Source organism: Streptomyces hilarionis (assembly GCF_024539675.1).
GTDB classification, from domain to species: Bacteria; Actinomycetota; Actinomycetes; order Streptomycetales; family Streptomycetaceae; genus Streptomyces; species Streptomyces hilarionis.
Genome location: NZ_JAHHIT010000178.1, coordinates 1 through 17,456 on the forward strand (window position 1 = coordinate 1; position 17,456 = coordinate 17,456).

Consider the following 17,456-nt stretch of genomic DNA (forward strand, 5'->3'; position numbering starts at 1 on the left):
TCCCCCGCCCGACCGCGCGCGCCGCACGGCCCGTGCCGGCCCGAACGTACGGAGTCCCCCATGTCGAGCCCCTCCGAGCCGCCCGGCCCCGCCCCGTCCGCGCGGGCCGGGCACGTCTGCGTGCGGGGCGCGCGTGAGAACAACCTCCGGGGCGTGGACGTCGACGTCCCGCGGGACGTGGTGGCCGTGTTCACCGGGGTGTCCGGCTCGGGAAAGTCCTCGCTCGCGTTCGGGACGATCTACGCGGAGGCCCAGCGCCGGTACTTCGAGTCGGTCGCGCCGTACGCGCGCCGGCTGATCCACCAGGTCGGCGCGCCCAAGGTCGACGAGATCACCGGACTGCCCCCGGCGGTCTCCCTCCAGCAGCGCCGGTCCGCGCCCACCTCCCGGTCGTCGGTGGGCACGGTCACGAACCTGTCGAACTCGCTGCGGATGCTCTTCTCCCGGGCCGGCGACCACCCGCCGGGCGCGGAGCGCCTCGACTCCGACTCCTTCTCGCCCAACACGGCGGCCGGGGCGTGCCCGGAGTGCCACGGGCTCGGCCGGGTCCACCGTGCGACGCAGGAGTCGCTGGTCCCGGACCCGTCGCTGTCGATCCGCGAGGGCGCGATCGCCGCCTGGCCCGGCGCCTGGCAGGGCAAGAACCTGCGGGACATCCTCGACGCGCTCGGGCACGACGTCGACGTCCCGTGGCGCGAGCTCCCGGCCGCGCAGCGCGAGTGGATCCTGTTCACGGACGAGCAGCCGGTGGTGACGGTGCACCCGGTGCGCGACGCCGACCGCATCCAACGCCCGTACCAGGGCACGTACATGAGCGCCCGGCGCTATGTGATGAAGACCTTCGCCGACTCCCGAAGCGCGGCCCTGCGGGCGAGGGCGGAGTCGTTCCTGACCTCCGCGCCGTGTCCGGCCTGCGACGGCGCCCGGCTGCGGCCGGAGGCCCTCGCCGTGACCTTCGCGGGCCGGACGATCGCGGATCTCGCCGCGCTCCCGCTCGCCGACCTCGGCCGGCTGCTCGACGGCAGGTCGGAGGCGGCACGCGTCCTCACCGAGGACCTCAAGGCCCGTATCGCTCCGGTCGTCGAACTCGGCCTGGGCTACCTCTCCCTGGACCGCGCCGCCCCGACGCTCTCCGCGGGCGAACTTCAGCGGCTGCGGCTCGCCACCCAGCTGCGCTCCGGCCTGTTCGGGGTGGTGTACGTGCTCGACGAGCCGTCGGCGGGGCTGCACCCGGCGGACACCCGGGCCCTGCTCACGGTGTTGCGGCGGCTGAAGGCGGCGGGCAACTCGGTGTTCGTGGTGGAGCACCAGCTCGACGTGATGCGGGCCGCCGACTGGCTGGTGGACGTGGGCCCGCACGCGGGCGAGCACGGCGGGCGCGTGCTGCACAGCGGCCCGGTGGCGGAACTGGCGTCGGTCCGGGAGTCGGCCACGGCGCGTCACCTCTTCGCCCCGTCCCCGGCGCCGGAGCGCGAAGTGCGCCCGGCCCGGGGCTGGTTGGAGGTCGGCCCGGTGACCCGGCACAACCTGCGCGGGACGACGGCCCGCATCCCGCTGGGCGTGTTCACCGCGGTGACGGGCGTCTCGGGCTCGGGGAAGTCCACGCTCGTCGGGGAGATCACCGACGAGCTGCCCGGGGTGGGCCGGCTGGTCTCGGTCGACCAGAAGCCGATCGGGCGCACCCCGCGCTCCAACCTGGCGACGTACACGGGCCTGTTCGACGTCGTCCGCAAGGTGTTCGCAGCGACGGACGCGGCGCGCGCCCGGGGCTACGGCGCGGGCCGCTTCTCGTTCAACGTGGCGGGAGGCCGCTGCGAGACCTGCCAGGGCGAGGGCTTCGTGAGCGTCGAACTGCTCTTCCTGCCGAGCACGTACGCGCCGTGCCCGGACTGCGACGGCGCCCGCTACAACCCGGCGACCCGGGAAGTGACCTACCGCGGCCGCGACATCGCCCAGGTGCTGGGCCTGACGGTGGAGGCGGCGGCCGGCTTCTTCGCCGACGTCCCGGCCGTCTCCCGCAGCCTGGCCGCTCTTCTCGACGTCGGCCTGGGCTACCTGCGCCTCGGGCAGCCGGCGACGGAACTCTCCGGCGGCGAGGCGCAGCGCATCAAGCTGGCCACCGAGTTGCAGCGGGCCCGTCGCGGCCACACCCTCTACCTGCTCGACGAACCGACGACCGGACTGCACCCGGCCGACGTCGAGGTCCTGACACGCGAGCTGCACGCCCTGGTGGACGCCGGGAACACGGTCGTCGTCGTCGAGCACGACATGGCGGTGGTGGCCGGTGCGGACTGGGTGATCGACCTCGGACCGGGCGGCGGCGACGCGGGCGGACGGGTCGTGGCGGCGGGGACGCCGGCCGAGGCGGCGGCAGCGCGGGGCAGCGCGACGGGCCCCTATCTGGCGCGGGCGCTCGCACCCCGGCGGCCCTGACCGCGCTGCTCGCGCCAGGTCCGGTAGTGGTCGGTGAGGGTCTCCTCGATCGGGCGGTAGACCAGGCCCAGTTCCTCGACGCTCCTGCGGTTGTCGACCGGGAAGCGGATGCCCAGATGGTTGCGGATGTAGCGCTGGGAGAGGCCGAAGGCGGGCCCGAGGAGGCGCACCGGCCAGTGCGGAAGGGCGGTGCGCGGCAGACGCAGGTCTCTCGGACGGCGCTCCCGCAGGATCGTGGCCATCTGGTGGAAGGACGTCATCTCCGGCGCGGCGACGATGTAACGGCCGTACGCCCCGGGGCGTTCCGCCGCCGCGATGTGGGCCGCGGCCACGTCCCGGACGTCGGCCGTGGTGAAGCTGAAGTCGGGTGCGCCGTAGAAGAAGTAGCCCTTGAACAGCTCGTCCAGCAGGAACAGGCTGCCCGAGACGGAGGCCGGGGTGAGGGAGGGGCCCAGGATCAGGCCGGGGTTGAGGGCGACCATGCGCCAGCGGTCCTGGGCCGCCTCGGCCTCACGGGCCGCCGTCTCGGCGACCGTCTTGGCGTAGTGGTACGGGTTGTTCTCCACCGTGCTGGTGGTGTTGACGTACTTCTCCGACAGGGTCTGTCCGTCCATCTCGCGCACGTCGACGTAGTCGCCGAAGATCGCCCCGACCGTGGACGTGAGGACGAGGCGCTCGACCGTCCCGGCGCGGTTCACGGCCGCCACCACGTTCCGCGTTCCGCGCAGGGCCGGTTCCACGACGTCCCGCCGGCCGTCCTTGATCTTCTCCGGCATCAGGAACGGCGACGCCACGTGGAAGACGACCGAGCAGCCCCGCGCCGCCTCGTCGAAGGAGCCTTCTGCCAGCAGGTCCGCCTCGAACAGGTCGAGGCGGCCGGGGCGGGCGTCCTGGAGGGCGCGCAGCGGCCGGAGTTTGTCCGTGCGCGCCGTGGAACGGACGGTGGCGCGCACCCGGTATCCGCGTTCCAGGAGCTGTTGTACGAGATGGGCGGCCACGAAGCCGCTGCCCCCCGTCACGAGGACGGTCCGGTCGGCCGGGCTTGCGTTCACGCGCGCTCCCCTCGGAGTTCGGAGAGCGCCATGATCCCACCCGGAACGGCCGACGCCCCCTGGTCCAGCGGGAATTGCCCGCGCGCCTCGGGCCGCGGCCGCCCTTCCCCACCGACGGCCGAAGCGTGCCGCGCGCCGACCCCCGCCGAGGCCCACGCCGTCAGCCGAAGCGACCGGTGGGCCGGCAGCCACCCCGGACCTGCACCGCCCACCGACCGCCGAAGCGACCGGTGGGCCGACCCCACCCACCGAACCCCGCACCGTCAGCCGGGGCGACCGGTGTGGCGGTCGCCGGCCGGGGCGTGCCCCCTGCTTTCGCCGGCCGGTCAGGGCCGCCCGGGGAGGCGGGTCACCGGCCCGTCGCCCGGACGCGGCCGGGTGTTCCGGACGTGGGGTGGAGTTCGTGTTCGCGTCCGGCGGTCGGCCCCGTCATGCCTGGCGCCCGCACCGGGAGCGGGACGGGCGTCCCTCGCCGGGCGGCCGGGGCGACGGCTCGCCCGCCGACGGCCGGGAGCACCTGGCGGCTGCCGGAGGGGCGGCGCGGGCTCCGTCCGCCTGTGCCGAGGGAGTCGCCCGCGGGGCCGGACCCGGCGATGTGCCCGCCGACACGGGCGGGGACCCGCTGCTCGTCGGGCCCGCGGAGGACCGCGTCCTCGGCGGCGGCGGCCAGCGCCCTGCGGTCGGGGTGGCCGCCGGGCGCGAGGACGGACAGCACCTCGACCTCGGCCACCAGGCCCCGGGCGCGCACCACCCGCCAGACCGAGGCGAGCAGGGGGTCGTCGCCGACGAACGCGGGCACGGTGCTGGCCGCTCCCCCGCGGTCGCGGTAGGCGACGCGCACGGGCTGGACCGGCGCTCCGGCGTCGAGCGCGGCCTGGAACACCGCCCGCCGGAAGCGCCCCTGGGCGCGGCCGCACCAGGTGCTGCCCTCGGGGAACACCGCGACCGCCCGGCCGGCGCGCAGCACGTCGGCGATCCGGGCGACCGTGCCCGGCAGGGCGCGCAGCCGGTCGCGGTCGATGAACAGGACGCCGCCGCGCGCGGCCAGCGCGCCCGCCACCGGCCAGCGCCGGATCTCGGCCTTGGCGAGCATCCGGGCCGGTCGCACGCCCGCCAGCAGCGGGATGTCCAGCCAGGAGACGTGGTTGGCGACGAGGAGCAGTCCGGTGGCCGTGGGCGCGGGAGCGCCCGTCCGCCGGATCCGGACCCCGGCCGCGCGCACGACCGCCCGGCTCCAGCAGCCCACGGCGCGGGCGGGGATCCACCGGCCCAGCGGCGTCAGCAGCACGCCGACGAGGACCAGCGCGACCACCGTCGTGAGGCGCAGCACGGCCCGCGGGAGGCCCGCGAGCGACTCCGTCGCCGGCACGCACGCCCGCGGGGTGCAGGGCGCGGCGGGCAGCCAGACGCTCATCAGGACGGGACGAGGGAGAGGAAGTGCTTCAGGTAGCGCGCGTCGACCCGCCGCATCGGCAGCAGCACGTACAGGTCGGCGACGCCGAAGTCGGGGTCGTGGGCGGGCTCCCCGCACACCCAGGCGCCGAGGCGGAGGTAGCCGCGCAGCAGCGCGGGGAGTTCGGTGCGGCCGGGCGGGGTCGCGTCCGGCGCGGTCCAGGGGCGCAGCGGCCGTACCCGGAACTCCGGCGGGGCGAGGTGCTTTTGGCGCACCCGGTCCCAGGTCCCGGCCGCGAGGGCGCCGCCGTCGGCCAGCGGGACCGAGCAGCAGCCGGCCAGCCACTCGTGACCGCGGTCCACCATGTAGCGGGCGATCCCGGCCCAGATGAGGCCGATGACGGCGCCGTCGCGGTGCGCGGGGTGCACGCAGGAGCGGCCGACCTCGACCAGGCCGGAACGGATCGCGTCGAGCGGGCTGAGGTCGAACTCGCCCTCGGAGTAGAGCCGTCCGGCGATCGCGGCCCGCTCGGGCGGCAGCAGGCGGTAGGTGCCGACCACCTCGCCGGTGGCGGCCTCCCTGATCAGCAGGTGGTCGCAGTGGGCGTCGAAGGCGTCGATGTCCAGGCCCGGTTCGGGGCCGTCGAGGCGGGCGCCCAGTTCTCCGGCGAACACCTGGTGGCGCAGTCGCTGCGCGGCCCGGACGTCGTCCTGGTCGCGGGCGAGCGAGACGAGGTAGCCGGAGCCGCCGGGCGGGGCGGCGACGGCGGGGGGCGAGAGGGGCATGGCGGTCATGGAGGTCTCCTGCGCCGGGCGGAAGAAGCATGGGGACGGTGCGCGGGGAACTGCACCTGCTTTCTTCCGCGGCCGGCTGGCGCGGGCGTGACCGCCGCGGGGCCCGTGGATGTGCGGCTGCTGAATGGCAGGCGCTCCGCCGGGCGCCGCACGCCAGACGGGACCGGGGATGAGCACCACTCCCGGTCCCGCCCGTCCGCACTGTTCGGCGAACGTTCTTCTCGACTGCCCGGCGGACCTACCGCTTGGCCGCCTTGCGCGTGGCGCGCAGCCACTCCCGGTTCATGCCGGTGATGGACGTCAGCGGGATGCCCTTGGGGCAGGCCGTCGCGCACTCCCCGGCGAGGGTGCAGCCGCCGAACCCCTCCTCGTCCATCTGGGCGACCATGTCGAGCACCCGGGTCTCCCGCTCGGGCGCGCCCTGCGGCAGCACGTTGAGGTGGTTGACCTTGGCGGAGGTGAACAGCATCGCCGCGCCGTTGGGGCAGGCGGCCACGCAGGCTCCGCATCCGATGCACTCGGCGTGTTCGAAGGCGAGGTCGGCGTCGGGCTTGGGCACGGCGGTGGCGTGCGCCTCGGGGGCGGCGCCGGTGGGGGCGGTGATGTAGCCGCCGGCCTGGATGATGCGGTCGAGCGCCGACCGGTCGACCACCAGGTCCTTGATCACCGGGAAGGCGGCGGCGCGCCACGGCTCGACGTCGACGGTGTCGCCGTCGCGGAAGGAGCGCATGTGCAGTTGGCAGGTGGTGGTGCGTTCGGGGCCGTGCGCGTCGCCGTTGACGACGAGCGAGCAGGCGCCGCAGATGCCCTCGCGGCAGTCGTGGTCGAAGGCGACCGGGTCCTCGCCGCGCAGGATGAGGTCCTCGTTGAGGGTGTCGAGCATCTCCAGGAAGGACATGTCGGGCGAGATGCCGTCCACCTCGTAGGTGGACATCGCTCCGTCGGCGTCGGCGTTCTTCTGCCGCCAGACGCGCAGGGTGAGCTTCATGCGTAGCTCCGCTGGGTGGGGTGGACGTACTCGAAGACGAGGTCTTCCCTGTGCAGGACGGGCGGCTCGCCGGTGCCGGTGAACTCCCAGGCGGCCACGTAGGCGAAGGTGTCGTCCCGGCGGGCGGCCTCGCCGTCGGGGGTCTGGGACTCCTCGCGGAAGTGGCCGCCGCAGGACTCGGCGCGGTGGAGTGCGTCGAGGCACATCAGCTCGGCGAGTTCCAGGTAGTCGACGATCCGGTTGGCTTTCTCCAGGGACTGGTTGAACTCCTCACCGGAGCCCGGCACCTTGATGCGCCGCCAGAACTCCTCGCGGATCTGCGGGATGCGTTCCAGGGCCTTGCGCAGACCGGACTCGGTGCGGGCCATTCCGCACAACTCCCACATGAGCTCGCCCAGTTCGCGGTGGAAGGAGTCGGGGGTGCGGTCGCCGTCGACGGACAGGAGCAGGTGGAGGCGGTCCTGGCTCTCGGCCAGCACCTCCTGCACGACCGGGTGGGCGTCGGTCACCTCGTCCTGGTGCGGGTTGCGGGCGAGGTAGTCGTTGATGGTCGCCGGCAGCACGAAGTAGCCGTCGGCGAGGCCCTGCATCAGCGCGGACGCGCCCAGCCGGTTCGCGCCGTGATCGGAGAAGTTGGCCTCGCCGATCGCGAACAGGCCGGGGACGGTCGTCTGGAGGTCGTAGTCGACCCACAGGCCGCCCATCGTGTAGTGCACGGCGGGGTAGATCCGCATCGGCACCTCGTAGGGGTCCTCGTCGGTGATCCGCCGGTACATGTCGAAGAGGTTGCCGTACCTGGCCTCGACGGCCTTGCGGCCCATCCGCGCGATGGCGTCTGCGAAGTCGAGGTAGACGCCCTGCCCTCCGGGGCCCACTCCTCTGCCCTCGTCGCAGACGTTCTTCGCGGCGCGGGAGGCGATGTCGCGCGGGACCAGGTTGCCGAAGGACGGGTAGATCCGCTCCAGGTAGTAGTCGCGTTCGTCCTCGGGGATCCTGTTCGGCGGCCGGTCGTCGCCCTTCGCCCTGGGCACCCAGATCCGGCCGTCGTTGCGCAGCGACTCGCTCATCAGCGTCAGCTTCGACTGGTGGTCGCCGGTGCGCGGGATGCAGGTGGGGTGGATCTGGGTGAAGCAGGGGTTGGCGAAGTGGGCGCCGCGCCGGTGCGCCCGCCAGATCGCGGTGGCGTTGGAGTTCATCGCGTTGGTCGAGAGGTAGAAGACGTTCCCGTATCCGCCGGTGGCCAGGACGACGGCGTCCGCGAAGTGGGTGTCGATCCTCCCGGTGACCAGGTCGCGGGCCACGATCCCGCGCGCCCGCCCGTCGACGACGATCAGGTCGAGCATCTCGGTACGCGGGTGCATCTCGACGTTCCCGGCGGCGATCTGCCGGCTGAGGGCCTGGTAGGCGCCGAGCAGGAGTTGCTGGCCCGTCTGGCCGCGGGCGTAGAAGGTCCGCGAGACCTGCACGCCGCCGAACGAGCGGGTGTCGAGCAGACCCCCGTACTCGCGGGCGAAGGGCACGCCCTGGGCCACGCACTGGTCGATGATCTCGACGGAGATCTGCGCGAGCCGGTGCACGTTGGACTCGCGGGCCCGGAAGTCGCCGCCCTTGACGGTGTCGTAGAAGAGGCGGTGGACCGAGTCTCCGTCGTTGCGGTAGTTCTTGGCGGCGTTGATCCCGCCCTGCGCGGCGATGGAGTGGGCGCGGCGCGGGGAGTCCTGGTAGCAGAACTGGACGACGTGGTAGCCCTGTTCGGCGAGCGTGGCGCCCGCGGAGCCGCCGGCCAGTCCGGTCCCGACGACGATCACGGTGTGCTTGCGCCGGTTGGCGGGGTTGACCAGGCCGGCCTCGAAGCGGCGCCGGTCCCAGCGTTCGGCGATCGGTCCCGCGGGCGCCTTGGCGTCGACGAGGGGTTCGCCGGTGGTGTAGTCGGTGAAGTCGGGCATTCAGCTCACCACTTCGGTCATGACGCCCACGGGGACGGCGATGAAGCCGACCGTGAGCAGGAGGGCGAGGACGTCGGCGACGGCCTTGAGAGCGCGGTCGCGGGTGCGGCTGCCCGCGCCGAGGGTCTGGGCGGCGCTCCAGAAGCCGTGCCGCACGTGCAGGCCGAGGGCCAGCACCGCCACGATGTACACGGCGTTGCCGTACCAGGTGGAGAAGGTGTCCACGACGTTCTGGTACGGGTGGCCCTCCTGGAAGCCGCCGCTGTGCACGGTGCCGGTCGTCAGGTCGAGCAGGTGCCAGACGAGGAACAGGCCGAGGATGACCCCGCCCCAGCGCATGGTGCGGGTGGCGTAGGTCGCGCGGGCCCTGCGGTGGACGTACCGGTCGGGGCGCGCCCTGAGGTCGCGGCGGCTGAGCTGGTAGGCGGAGACGGCGTGCGCGACGACCGCGGCGACCAGCACGACCCGGATCGCCCAGAGCGTCCACTCGTAGTGCATGAACGGTTCGCCCACCGTGCGCAGCCAGTGTGCGTAGTGATTGAACTCGTCCGGCCCGAAGAAGATCTTCAGGTTGCCGATCATGTGGACGACCAGGTACAGGAGCATGATCAGGCCGCTGACGGCCATCACGGTCTTCTTGCCGACGGAGGAGTTCCACACGGTGCGCGCGAGGGACGACCGTCGGTCCGTCCGCGTTGCCAGAGCCATGCCCACGACGCTAGAGCCGCCCGCCCCGATCGGTCCAAGACATGGTCCGGCTCGTTTCCATAGGGTGCGCCTATCCTGGACGGATGCAGTTCCAGCAGCTCCAGTACTTCGTGGCGGTGGCCGAGACCCGGCACTTCACCCGTGCCGCCGAGCTCGTGCATGTGGCGCAGCCGTCGCTGTCCCAGCAGATCAAGGCGCTGGAGCGGGAGTTGGGGGCGGATCTGTTCCAGCGCGCACGGGGCAACATCACGCTCACCGACGCGGGCGAGGCGCTGCTGCCGCTGGCCCGGCGGATCCTGGCCGACGCCGAGACCGCGCGGTACGAGGTGCAGGAACTGGTGCAGCTGCGCGGCGGCCGGGTGCGGCTGGGGGCCACCCCGAGCCTGTGCACGGGCCTGCTGCCGGACGTGCTGCGCGCTTTCCACGACCGGTATCCCGGCGTCCGGCTGCTGATCGAGGAGGGCGGTTCCCACGACCTCGTGCGCGAGCTGGCGCGCGGCGCCCTCGACCTCGCCCTGGTGGTGCTGCCCCTGCCCACGCCGTCCCCGGCGCTGACGACGGTGGAGGTGCTGCGCGAGGACCTGGTCGTGGTGTCCTCGCCGGAGGCCTCCGCGCCGGGGGACGGGCGGCGGACGGTCCGGATCGCCGACCTGGAGCGCGAGCGGCTGGTGATGTTCCGGCACGGCTACGACCTGCGGGAGCTCACGGTGGCCGCGTGCCGGGCCGAGGGGTTCGAGCCCGACTTCGCGGTGGAGGGCGGGGAGATGGACGCGGTGCTCGGGTTCGTGCGGGCCGGCCTCGGGGTGGCCGTCGTCCCCAGGATGGTGGCCGCCCGCTCGGGCCGGGGACTGCGCGTCACCGCGCTCGCGCGGCCCGGCCTGCACCGCACGATCGCCCTCGCCCACCGCAGTGACGTGGCCCCGCCGCGCGCGGCCCGGGAACTGCAGCGGATGCTGCTGGAGCGGTGAGGGCCGGCCGTCGGCGTCAGCCCCGCCGGAGGGCCGGCCGGAACACCTCCTCGCACCACCGGCCGAAGCCCGTGGGCGTGGTCTCGGGGGTGCTGGGCTGGGACGCGCCGTAGAAGCCCTGGGTGTTCTGGGCGTCCGTCATGTCGGCCATGGACTGCGCCCAGGCCTCGGTCGCGCCCTGGCGCCTCATCATCGCCTTCTGCTCGGCCGGGGTGATGTGCCGCAGGCGCACGGGGCGGTCCAGCACCTCGGCGAGGACGCGGGCCATGTCCTCGGGCGTCAGGCCGTCGGGGCCCGCCAGCGCGACGTCGCGGTATCCGGTCCAGGAGGCGTCCAGGAGCAGCCGGGCCGCCTCGGCGGCGATGTCGCGGACGGCGCAGGTGCGCAGCACACGGTCCGGCGCGAGCGCCACGGTCCACACGCCCTCGTCGCGGATCGGGACGCTCTGGCGGAGCAGGTTCTCCATCAGCGCCGGCGGGCACAGGGCCCGGTAGTGCACGCCCGTCGCGGCGATGGCCTCGTCCATGGCGAGCGAGGCCGAGACCGGCCCGGCGTCGCGGGCGACGCCCCGGCCGAGGGTGGAGACGGCCACGACGCGTTCGACCCCCTCGGCGGCGATCACCTCGCACAGCGGCTCCGTGAAGGACCGGAAGTGGCGTTCGACGTCCTCGGTCACCGGAGTGGGGGGCACCAGCCAGAAGATCCGGTCGGCGCCCTCGCACGCCTCTTTCAGCACGGCCGGGTCGGCGTGCGAACCCGTGACGACCTCGACGCGTTCCCGCTCGCGCGGGGAGAGCCGGGCGGGGTCGCGGACGATCACCCGGACCGGGGCCGCGTCCCGGTCGGCGTCCAGCAGCCGGGACAGGACCTCACGGCCGATCTGGCCGGTCGGGGCGGTGACGACGATCATGAAAAGCTCCTGGGTCGCGTGGTGTTCGGTACGCCTCGAGCCTGCTGCCCGGGCCGTTCCCACGGAAGGATCGATCGGCTCGCGGTTGTTACCCTCAGGGCAATGCCGAACGGAGGGCCGCCCATGGAGTCCCGTCCGCTGCGCTACTTCGTCGCCGTCGCCGAGGAGCTCAACTTCGCGCGCGCCGCGCAACGGCTGGGCATCTCCCCGCCGCCGCTGTCCCGGTCGATCCGCGCGCTGGAGAGCGAGCTGGGCGCCGTCCTCTTCGAGCGGACGACCCACAGCGTGGCCCTGACGCCGGCCGGTGAGGTCCTGCTCGCCGAGGCCCGCTTCGCCCTGGACGCGCTGGACGCCGCGGGCCTGCGGGCCCGTCGTGCCGCGGCCGCCGAGCCGAAGCTGGTGCTGGCCGTGAAGGCGGACGGCGACGCGGGACTGCTGGAGACGATCCTCGCGCGCTACGCGGCCGACCCCGCGGCCCTGCCGGTCACCGTGCGACTGGCCGCGTGGCAGGAGCAGTCCCGGATGCTGCGGCAGGGCGAGGCCGACGTCGCCCTGGTGTTCGAGCCGTACGACCGCACGGGCCTGGACACCGAGGACCTCGTCCGCGAGCCGCGGGTCGCCGCCCTCGCGGTGGGCCATCCCCTCGCCGCCCGGACCGGGCTGCGCCTGGCCGATCTCGGACTGCGCGAGGACGAGACGCTCCGGTTCATCGAGGAGGTCCGGGGCCGGGGCCAGGACCTCGCCCAGCTCCTCACGCTCGTCGGCCTGGGCGAGCTGGTCGCCCTGCTGCCCGCCTCCGTCGCCGACCGCTACCCGCGGCCGGGGGTCGTCTACCGGCCCGTCCTGGACGCGCCCGCCGCCGTCATGGCCGTCGCCTGGCCCCAGCAGTCCCGCTCGACGGCCACGGCCGCGCTCGTGCGGGCCGCGCTGTCGGTGGCCGACGACGTCCGCGCGCGGGAGGCGGGCTGACCTACTCCGCGCCGGGCGGCACCGGGGTCGCCTGGTGGTAGTACATCCGCCAGCCCGTCTCCTCGCCGCGCCTGCGCCACAGCGAACTGCGGCGGGCGCGCCGGCCGTCGACGTCCGTCTCGTAGGTGAGGTGGACCAGGCCGGGAGCCAGGACGACCCCTTCGATCGACGACGGCTCGTGGCGGGGGCCGTCGGGCGAGCCGCCCGGGTGGCCGGGCAGCCAGGCCACCATGTCCGCGTACGTGTAACGACGGCCGGAGGAGCCCACCTCGACGAACTCGGGGTCGAGCAGCGGCTCGAAGCGGGCACGGGAGGCGCGCACGGCCGGGTCCATCAGGGCCAGTTCGCCCGCGACCGCCTCGTTCACGTCGTTCATGTCGTCGTCTGCGTGCGTCATGCGCCCATCTTCGCGCCCGCCCCGCGCACCCTCGCGGCCGAGGCCCGCGGTCAGCCCGTCGCGTCCACCAGGGCCAGTTCGTGGAGCCGCTCCGGCGGGCCCGGCCGGGCGTAGTACCAGCCCTGGGCGGTGTCGCAGCCCAGTATCCGCAGCTGCTCCGCCTGCGCGCCGGTCTCCACGCCCTCCACCGTGACCGCGAGGTCCAGGCTGTGGGCGAGCGCGACGATCCCCTCGACGATCTTGAGGTCGACCGGGTCCGCCGGGAACTGCTGCATGCCCTGGGTGAAGGAGCGGTCCAGCTTGAGCACGCTGACCGGCAGCCGGCGCAGGTTGGCCAGGTTGGAGTAGCCGGTCCCGAAGTCGTCCAGCGCGATGTCGACGCCCATCTCGGCGAGCCGGCGCAGCGGTTTGAGCAGGTCGTCGTCGGCGCCGATCAGCGCCGACTCGGTCACCTCCAGGCACAGGGCCTCGGGCCGCACGCCCGCGCGTTCGAGGATGTCGACGGTGTCCTGCACCAGGCCGGGATGGGTGAGCTGGCACGGGGACAGGTTGACGTTGATGCGCAGGGGGTCGGTGCCGCCGGTGCGCTCACGCCATGCGCCGGCCTGGCGGACGGACTCCTCCAGGACCCAGCGGCCCAGCGGCACGATCAGCCCCGTGTGCTCGGCGAGCGGGATGAACCGGTCCGGGCCGAGCACCCCGTGCTGGGGGTGCAGCCAGCGCACCAGGGCCTCGGCGCCGCGCACGCTGCCGTCGCCGAGATGGACCAGCGGCTGGTACTCGATGAAGAACTCACCGCGTTCGAGGGCCGCCGGCAGCGCCGTGGTCAGACCGTGCCGGGTGATCGCCCGGGCGTCCGCCTCGGGGTCGGCGAGCTCGAAGCGGTTGCCGCCCGCCGACTTGGCCCGGTACATGGTGATGTCGGCGCTGCGCAGCACCTCGGCCGCGCTGCGCTCCCCCGCCGGGCCCTCGACGATGCCGATGCTGCCGCGCACGGTCAGCTCCCGGCCGTCGATGCTCACCGGAGCCACCAGGACGTTCATGATGCGGGCGGCGAGTTCGTCGACCTCGTGGCGGGTGTCGGGTCCGGTCGTCAGCGCGACGAACTCGTCACCGCCCAGACGGGCGACCATCTCGCCGGGCGCGGTCGCGCAGGACTGGAGCCGGTCGGCGACCTCGACGAGCAGCCGGTCGCCGGCCGCGTGGCCGAGGCTGTCGTTGATGGTCTTGAAGCCGTCCAGGTCGAGGTAGCACAGCCCGAAGCGCTTGCCCTCACCGGCGGCGAGCACCTTCTCCAGGCGTTCGAAGAACAGCGTGCGATTGGGCAGGCCGGTGAGCGCGTCGTGGGTGGCCTCGTAGCGCAGCCGCAGGTTGAGCAGCCGGCGCTCGGTGGTGTCCTCCATGAGGGCCAGCGTGTACTGCGGCGCGCCGTCGGCGTCCCGCAGCAGGGAGACCGTCAGGTTGGTCCACAGGGCCGTTCCGTCGGGCCGGCTGAACGCCTTCTCCGTGTGGTAGTGCTCGCGTTCGCCGCGCACGAGCTCGTCGTAGAGCCGCCAGGTCTGCGGCAGGTCCTCGGGATGGGTGAGGTCCTGGACCCTGCGGCCGCGCAGGGTCTGCTCGGAGCCGCCGAACATGCGCTGCAACGCCCCGTTGATCTGGAGGACGTTGCCGTCGAGGTCGGCGATGCCGATCCCTATCGCGGCGCCCTCGAAGACGGCCCGGAAGCGCGCCTCGCTCGCGTGCAGCGCCTGCGCGACGACGCCCTGGGCGCGCAACGCGGCCTGGGAGATGGCCTCCTGCTCGGCGAGCGTGCGCTCGCGCAGGGCCCGCGCGAAGCCGGCCGCCATGGCGTGCTGTAGGCGTGAGGCGCGGACGCGCAGGTCCTCCTGGGGACCGTCCTCGCCGCAGTACAGCACCAGGTAGGCGTCGACGCAGTCGAGGGAGTGGCTCAGCGCGTCGGGGTCCGTGCAGTGCGCGTCGACCAGGGCGGCGCCGACGTCCCTGCCCGCCTCGGCGTCGAAGCCCCGTTCCAGCAGCGCCCCGCGCAGTCGCCGCGCCAGCGGCAGCAGCCGTTCCTCCAGTTCGGGCCGGGTCAACGACGTCGCGGTCACCGGGAACAGGGCCCGGCTCCAGATCGTCGCGAACCGCCGCAGTCTGTCCTCCGGCCCGTCCGGCTCCGCGGTCACGACCTGCGCCCCACTCCGGCGAAACCCGAGAGGGCCCAGGGGTCCTCGTCCTCCGGCGCCGTGTCCGGCCGCCACCGCGGCATGGGCACCAGTCCCGGTTCCACCATGTCGTACCCCTCGAAGAACCGCCCGATCTCGTCCCGAGAGCGCATGATCAGCGGATTGCGGATGTCCTTGTACACGTCGACCGCGCCCTCGGCGCGCTCCGTCGGCAGGGGGATTCCCTCGTACGAGGCATGCGTGAGCACGAGGAGACTGCCGGGCGCGAGCGCCGCGCCGAGCTCGGCCACCGCCGCGTACGGGTCGTCCGCGTCCTCCACGAAGTGCAGGACGGCGACCAGCAGCAGCGCCACCGGCCGGTCCGGGTCGATGAGGTGCGCCACCTGGGGGCTGCGCAGGATCTCCTGCGGCTTGCGCAGGTCGGCGGCCACCACGTCGGCGTCGGCGTTGTCCGCCAGCACCGCCTCGCTGTGCGCCACGGCCACCGGGTCGTGGTCGACGTAGACCACGCGCGCTCCGGGGCTCTCGGCCTGGGCGACCTCGTGCGCGCTGCCGAAGGTGGGGATGCCGGAGCCGATGTCGAGGAACTGGGTGACGCCCTCGGCGACCGCGTGGCGCACGGCCCGGCGCATGAACGCCCGGTTCGCCTGGCTGATCTTGGGCAGTCCCGGCAGGAACTCCATGGCCCTGCGGGCCGCTTCCCGGTCCACCTCGAAGTTGTGCGATCCGCCCAGGTAGTAGTCGTAGATCCGCGAGACGCTCGGCACCGAGATGTCGATGCTCCGAGGGGCCCAGGCGGGTCGCTCCATCTATCTCTCCAAGGCGTAGGCGATCCGGTGTTCGAGCTGAGGCTACTGATCGCCCGCCAAACGGGCGAGTGGAAACGGAAATTGACCGTCCGTTCCCGGTCACTGCCTGCGGCACGTGCCGAATCGACGACCCCCGCCGGTGCTACGAGAAGTGCCCGAGGCGCTGCGGAGAGTCTCCGCAACGGCCCTCAGGGCGGCGAAAGTCTACGCACACGACACGGGGCCGGGACAAACACAGCGGTCCGCCCCCTCCGTGCGGCGCGGAGGGGGCGGACCTGCGGTCGTGCGCGCGAGGGGCAGTCGCGGGGATCGGCCCTGGGGAGGCGATCTCTACTGCGCCGGCGCTCCGACCAGCTTGCCGTCGGGCGCGACGGCGTACCACGTGCCGCCCACGCCCTGGCCGTTGATGTCGCCGGGGGCCTTGTCGCCGGCGAAGGTGTAGATCGGCGAGCAGTTGACGGTCTGCTGCTTGACGCCGTCACCGCGGGTGAAGCTCATCAGGCCCTTCTTCTGCACGCCCTTGGTGTCGTTGGGCTCGACCGGCGCGACGACCGGCCACTTCTGGAGGCAGGCGCCGTTGCAGTTCGACACCGGCTTGGGCCACGCCTTGTCCTTGAGGAAGCGGTAGACCGTCATGCCGTTCTTGTCGACGACGATCTCGCCCAGGTTGGGGTCCTTGCGCACGGACAGGCCCGCGAGGGCCGCGTCGGATTCGCCGCCCGCCTTGGCCTTCTTGCCCTCGGGGGTCAGCGCGAACCACTTGTTGCCCACGCCCTGACCGCTGATGTCGCCGGCGTTGGCGTCCTTGGCGTAGTAGTAGGCGGGCCAGCCGCCCACGGTGAGCTGCTTGGAGCCGTCGGAGCGGGTGATCTCGCCGAGCAGCGACTTGTCGATGCCGTCGCCTGCGCTGACGTCGTCCGCGGACACCGGCGGCCACGCGGTCGCGCAGTCGCCCTCGCAGTTCGACTTCGGGGGCTCGGCGGTGTCCGCGTCGAAGCGGTAGAGGGTCTTGCCCGCGCCGTCGGTGAGGATCTTGCCGAGGTCGCCGTTGGCGGAGACGGCCAGCTCGCCGGCGCCGGCGGCGCCGCCGGCCTGCGCTCCGGTCCCGGTGCCCGCACCGACACCGCCGGGCGCGGGGCTCTGGCTGGCGCCGGCGGCGCCGTAGCCGCTGCCGACTCCCGCGATGCCACCCGCCGGAGCCGTGGCTCCGACGTTCTGGCTCGACGCCGACGTGCCGCTCTCCGATCCGCACGCCGCCGTCAGCGCCAGCACGGCCACCGTGCCCGCCGCGAGTGAGGCGCTCCGCCAGGTGGTCTTCATCGTCAACAACTCCCCGATCGTCACAAGGGTGTTGCAGCGCCCTGCTGCGCCGCCGCACGGTCCTGAGTACGCACCGGGGCAGTGGTTGTGTTCAAAGACGGCGCGAAAATCTTTTCCGGGGCCCGCGCAGCGGACCGGGACGGGCCGCCCCGGAGGCGTCCGCGAGGGCCGACGCACCCCCTGCACGACGGGCCGTACGGGTCGCACGCGTGCGCGAGGGGCCGGATGCGCGAGCGCACCGGGCGGCAAACCCGGGAACAGGAGCTTCCCCCGTTCGGGGCAATCCCCGCCGGGCGTGGACCCACGGCAGGGCGCGAAGCCTGATGATCTCCGTCGTGCATGGACCCGAACCGATCCGATCCGCTCTCGTCGGCAGGGCGTTGGCCCTGGTGACCGTGGCCTGGATCCTCGCGGCCGCGCCGGCCGGGGTGGCCACGGCCGACGCGTGCGCGTACGCCTCGACGGGGCCGGACGGCACCGAGGCGGTGGCGGTCGCGGGCGGCCACGGGTGGCCCACGCCCCCGGTGTGCCAGAAGCCGACGCCCACCCCGCCGCCCGAGCCGCCGAAGCCGCCACCCAAACC

At 73.7% G+C, this 17,456-nt stretch carries 14 protein-coding genes and 1 pseudogene; 4 read left to right on the forward strand and 11 right to left on the reverse strand.

All coding sequences use genetic code 11. The features are described 5' to 3' along the window. Positions 1–60: 60 nt before the first annotated feature. Positions 61–2,433, forward strand: coding sequence for an ATP-binding cassette domain-containing protein (locus KMS84_RS32585; RefSeq protein WP_256920103.1), 2,373 nt, complete (start codon positions 61–63; stop codon positions 2,431–2,433). Here the strand turns inward: KMS84_RS32585 and KMS84_RS32590 are convergent. The 6 genes from KMS84_RS32590 to KMS84_RS32615 form a co-directional block, all read right to left on the reverse strand. Continuing rightward, positions 2,397–3,485, reverse strand: a complete 1,089-nt coding sequence (locus tag KMS84_RS32590) for an NAD-dependent epimerase/dehydratase family protein (RefSeq protein WP_256920104.1) — start codon at positions 3,483–3,485, stop codon at positions 2,397–2,399. The genes KMS84_RS32585 and KMS84_RS32590 overlap by 37 nt on opposite strands. A 349-nt stretch (positions 3,486–3,834) precedes the next feature. Beyond that, a complete protein-coding gene (locus KMS84_RS32595) occupies positions 3,835–4,899 on the reverse strand; it encodes a lysophospholipid acyltransferase family protein (RefSeq protein WP_256920105.1) in 1,065 nt (354 codons plus the stop codon). After that, positions 4,899–5,672, reverse strand: coding sequence for a GNAT family N-acetyltransferase (locus tag KMS84_RS32600; RefSeq protein ID WP_438819010.1), 774 nt, complete (start codon positions 5,670–5,672; stop codon positions 4,899–4,901). The genes KMS84_RS32595 and KMS84_RS32600 overlap by 1 nt, the downstream gene beginning before the upstream one ends. A 238-nt stretch (positions 5,673–5,910) precedes the next feature. Next, positions 5,911–6,660 (reverse strand): succinate dehydrogenase/fumarate reductase iron-sulfur subunit, encoded by a 750-nt coding sequence (locus KMS84_RS32605; protein WP_256920106.1) that lies wholly within the window; start codon positions 6,658–6,660, stop codon positions 5,911–5,913. Beyond that, entirely contained in the window at positions 6,657–8,606 is a 1,950-nt protein-coding gene (locus tag KMS84_RS32610) for a fumarate reductase/succinate dehydrogenase flavoprotein subunit (RefSeq protein WP_256920107.1), read from the reverse strand. Before KMS84_RS32610 ends, KMS84_RS32605 begins: the two co-directional genes overlap by 4 nt. Next, a complete protein-coding gene (locus tag KMS84_RS32615) occupies positions 8,607–9,314 on the reverse strand; it encodes a succinate dehydrogenase (RefSeq protein WP_256920108.1) in 708 nt (235 codons plus the stop codon). A gap of 83 nt (positions 9,315–9,397) precedes the next feature. Between KMS84_RS32615 and KMS84_RS32620 the strand changes: the two genes are divergently transcribed. Beyond that, entirely contained in the window at positions 9,398–10,282 is an 885-nt protein-coding gene (locus KMS84_RS32620; RefSeq protein WP_256920109.1) for a LysR family transcriptional regulator, read from the forward strand. A gap of 16 nt (positions 10,283–10,298) precedes the next feature. Here KMS84_RS32620 and KMS84_RS32625 read toward each other — a convergent pair whose 3' ends face one another. Beyond that, positions 10,299–11,192 (reverse strand): NAD(P)H-binding protein, encoded by an 894-nt coding sequence (locus tag KMS84_RS32625; protein ID WP_256920110.1) that lies wholly within the window; start codon positions 11,190–11,192, stop codon positions 10,299–10,301. Between the two features lie 123 nt (positions 11,193–11,315). Between KMS84_RS32625 and KMS84_RS32630 the strand changes: the two genes are divergently transcribed. Further along, complete coding sequence (locus KMS84_RS32630) at positions 11,316–12,161, forward strand: LysR family transcriptional regulator (RefSeq protein ID WP_256920111.1); 846 nt, start codon at positions 11,316–11,318, stop codon at positions 12,159–12,161. Position 12,162: 1 nt separating this feature from the next. Here KMS84_RS32630 and KMS84_RS32635 read toward each other — a convergent pair whose 3' ends face one another. The 4 genes from KMS84_RS32635 to KMS84_RS32650 all read right to left on the reverse strand — a co-directional run bounded on the left by KMS84_RS32635 (position 12,163) and on the right by KMS84_RS32650 (position 16,873). Beyond that, positions 12,163–12,558, reverse strand: coding sequence for a nuclear transport factor 2 family protein (locus KMS84_RS32635; RefSeq protein ID WP_256920112.1), 396 nt, complete (start codon positions 12,556–12,558; stop codon positions 12,163–12,165). A 50-nt stretch (positions 12,559–12,608) separates the two neighbouring features. Next, positions 12,609–14,744 carry a putative bifunctional diguanylate cyclase/phosphodiesterase gene (locus KMS84_RS32640; protein ID WP_256920114.1) on the reverse strand — a complete coding sequence of 712 codons (2,136 nt, stop codon included), beginning with the start codon at positions 14,742–14,744 and terminating at the stop codon, positions 12,609–12,611. After that, on the reverse strand, positions 14,741–15,553 hold the full coding sequence (locus KMS84_RS32645) for an SAM-dependent methyltransferase (RefSeq protein WP_256920115.1): 813 nt from the start codon (positions 15,551–15,553) through the stop codon (positions 14,741–14,743). The genes KMS84_RS32640 and KMS84_RS32645 overlap by 4 nt, the downstream gene beginning before the upstream one ends. Before the next feature lie 330 nt (positions 15,554–15,883). Continuing rightward, complete coding sequence (locus tag KMS84_RS32650) at positions 15,884–16,873, reverse strand: SCO0930 family lipoprotein (RefSeq protein ID WP_256920116.1); 990 nt, start codon at positions 16,871–16,873, stop codon at positions 15,884–15,886. A gap of 335 nt (positions 16,874–17,208) precedes the next feature. On the opposite strand from KMS84_RS32650, the pseudogene KMS84_RS32655 reads away from it, so the two are divergent. Then, a pseudogene (locus tag KMS84_RS32655) lies at positions 17,209–17,456 on the forward strand (hypothetical protein); the annotation flags it as partial.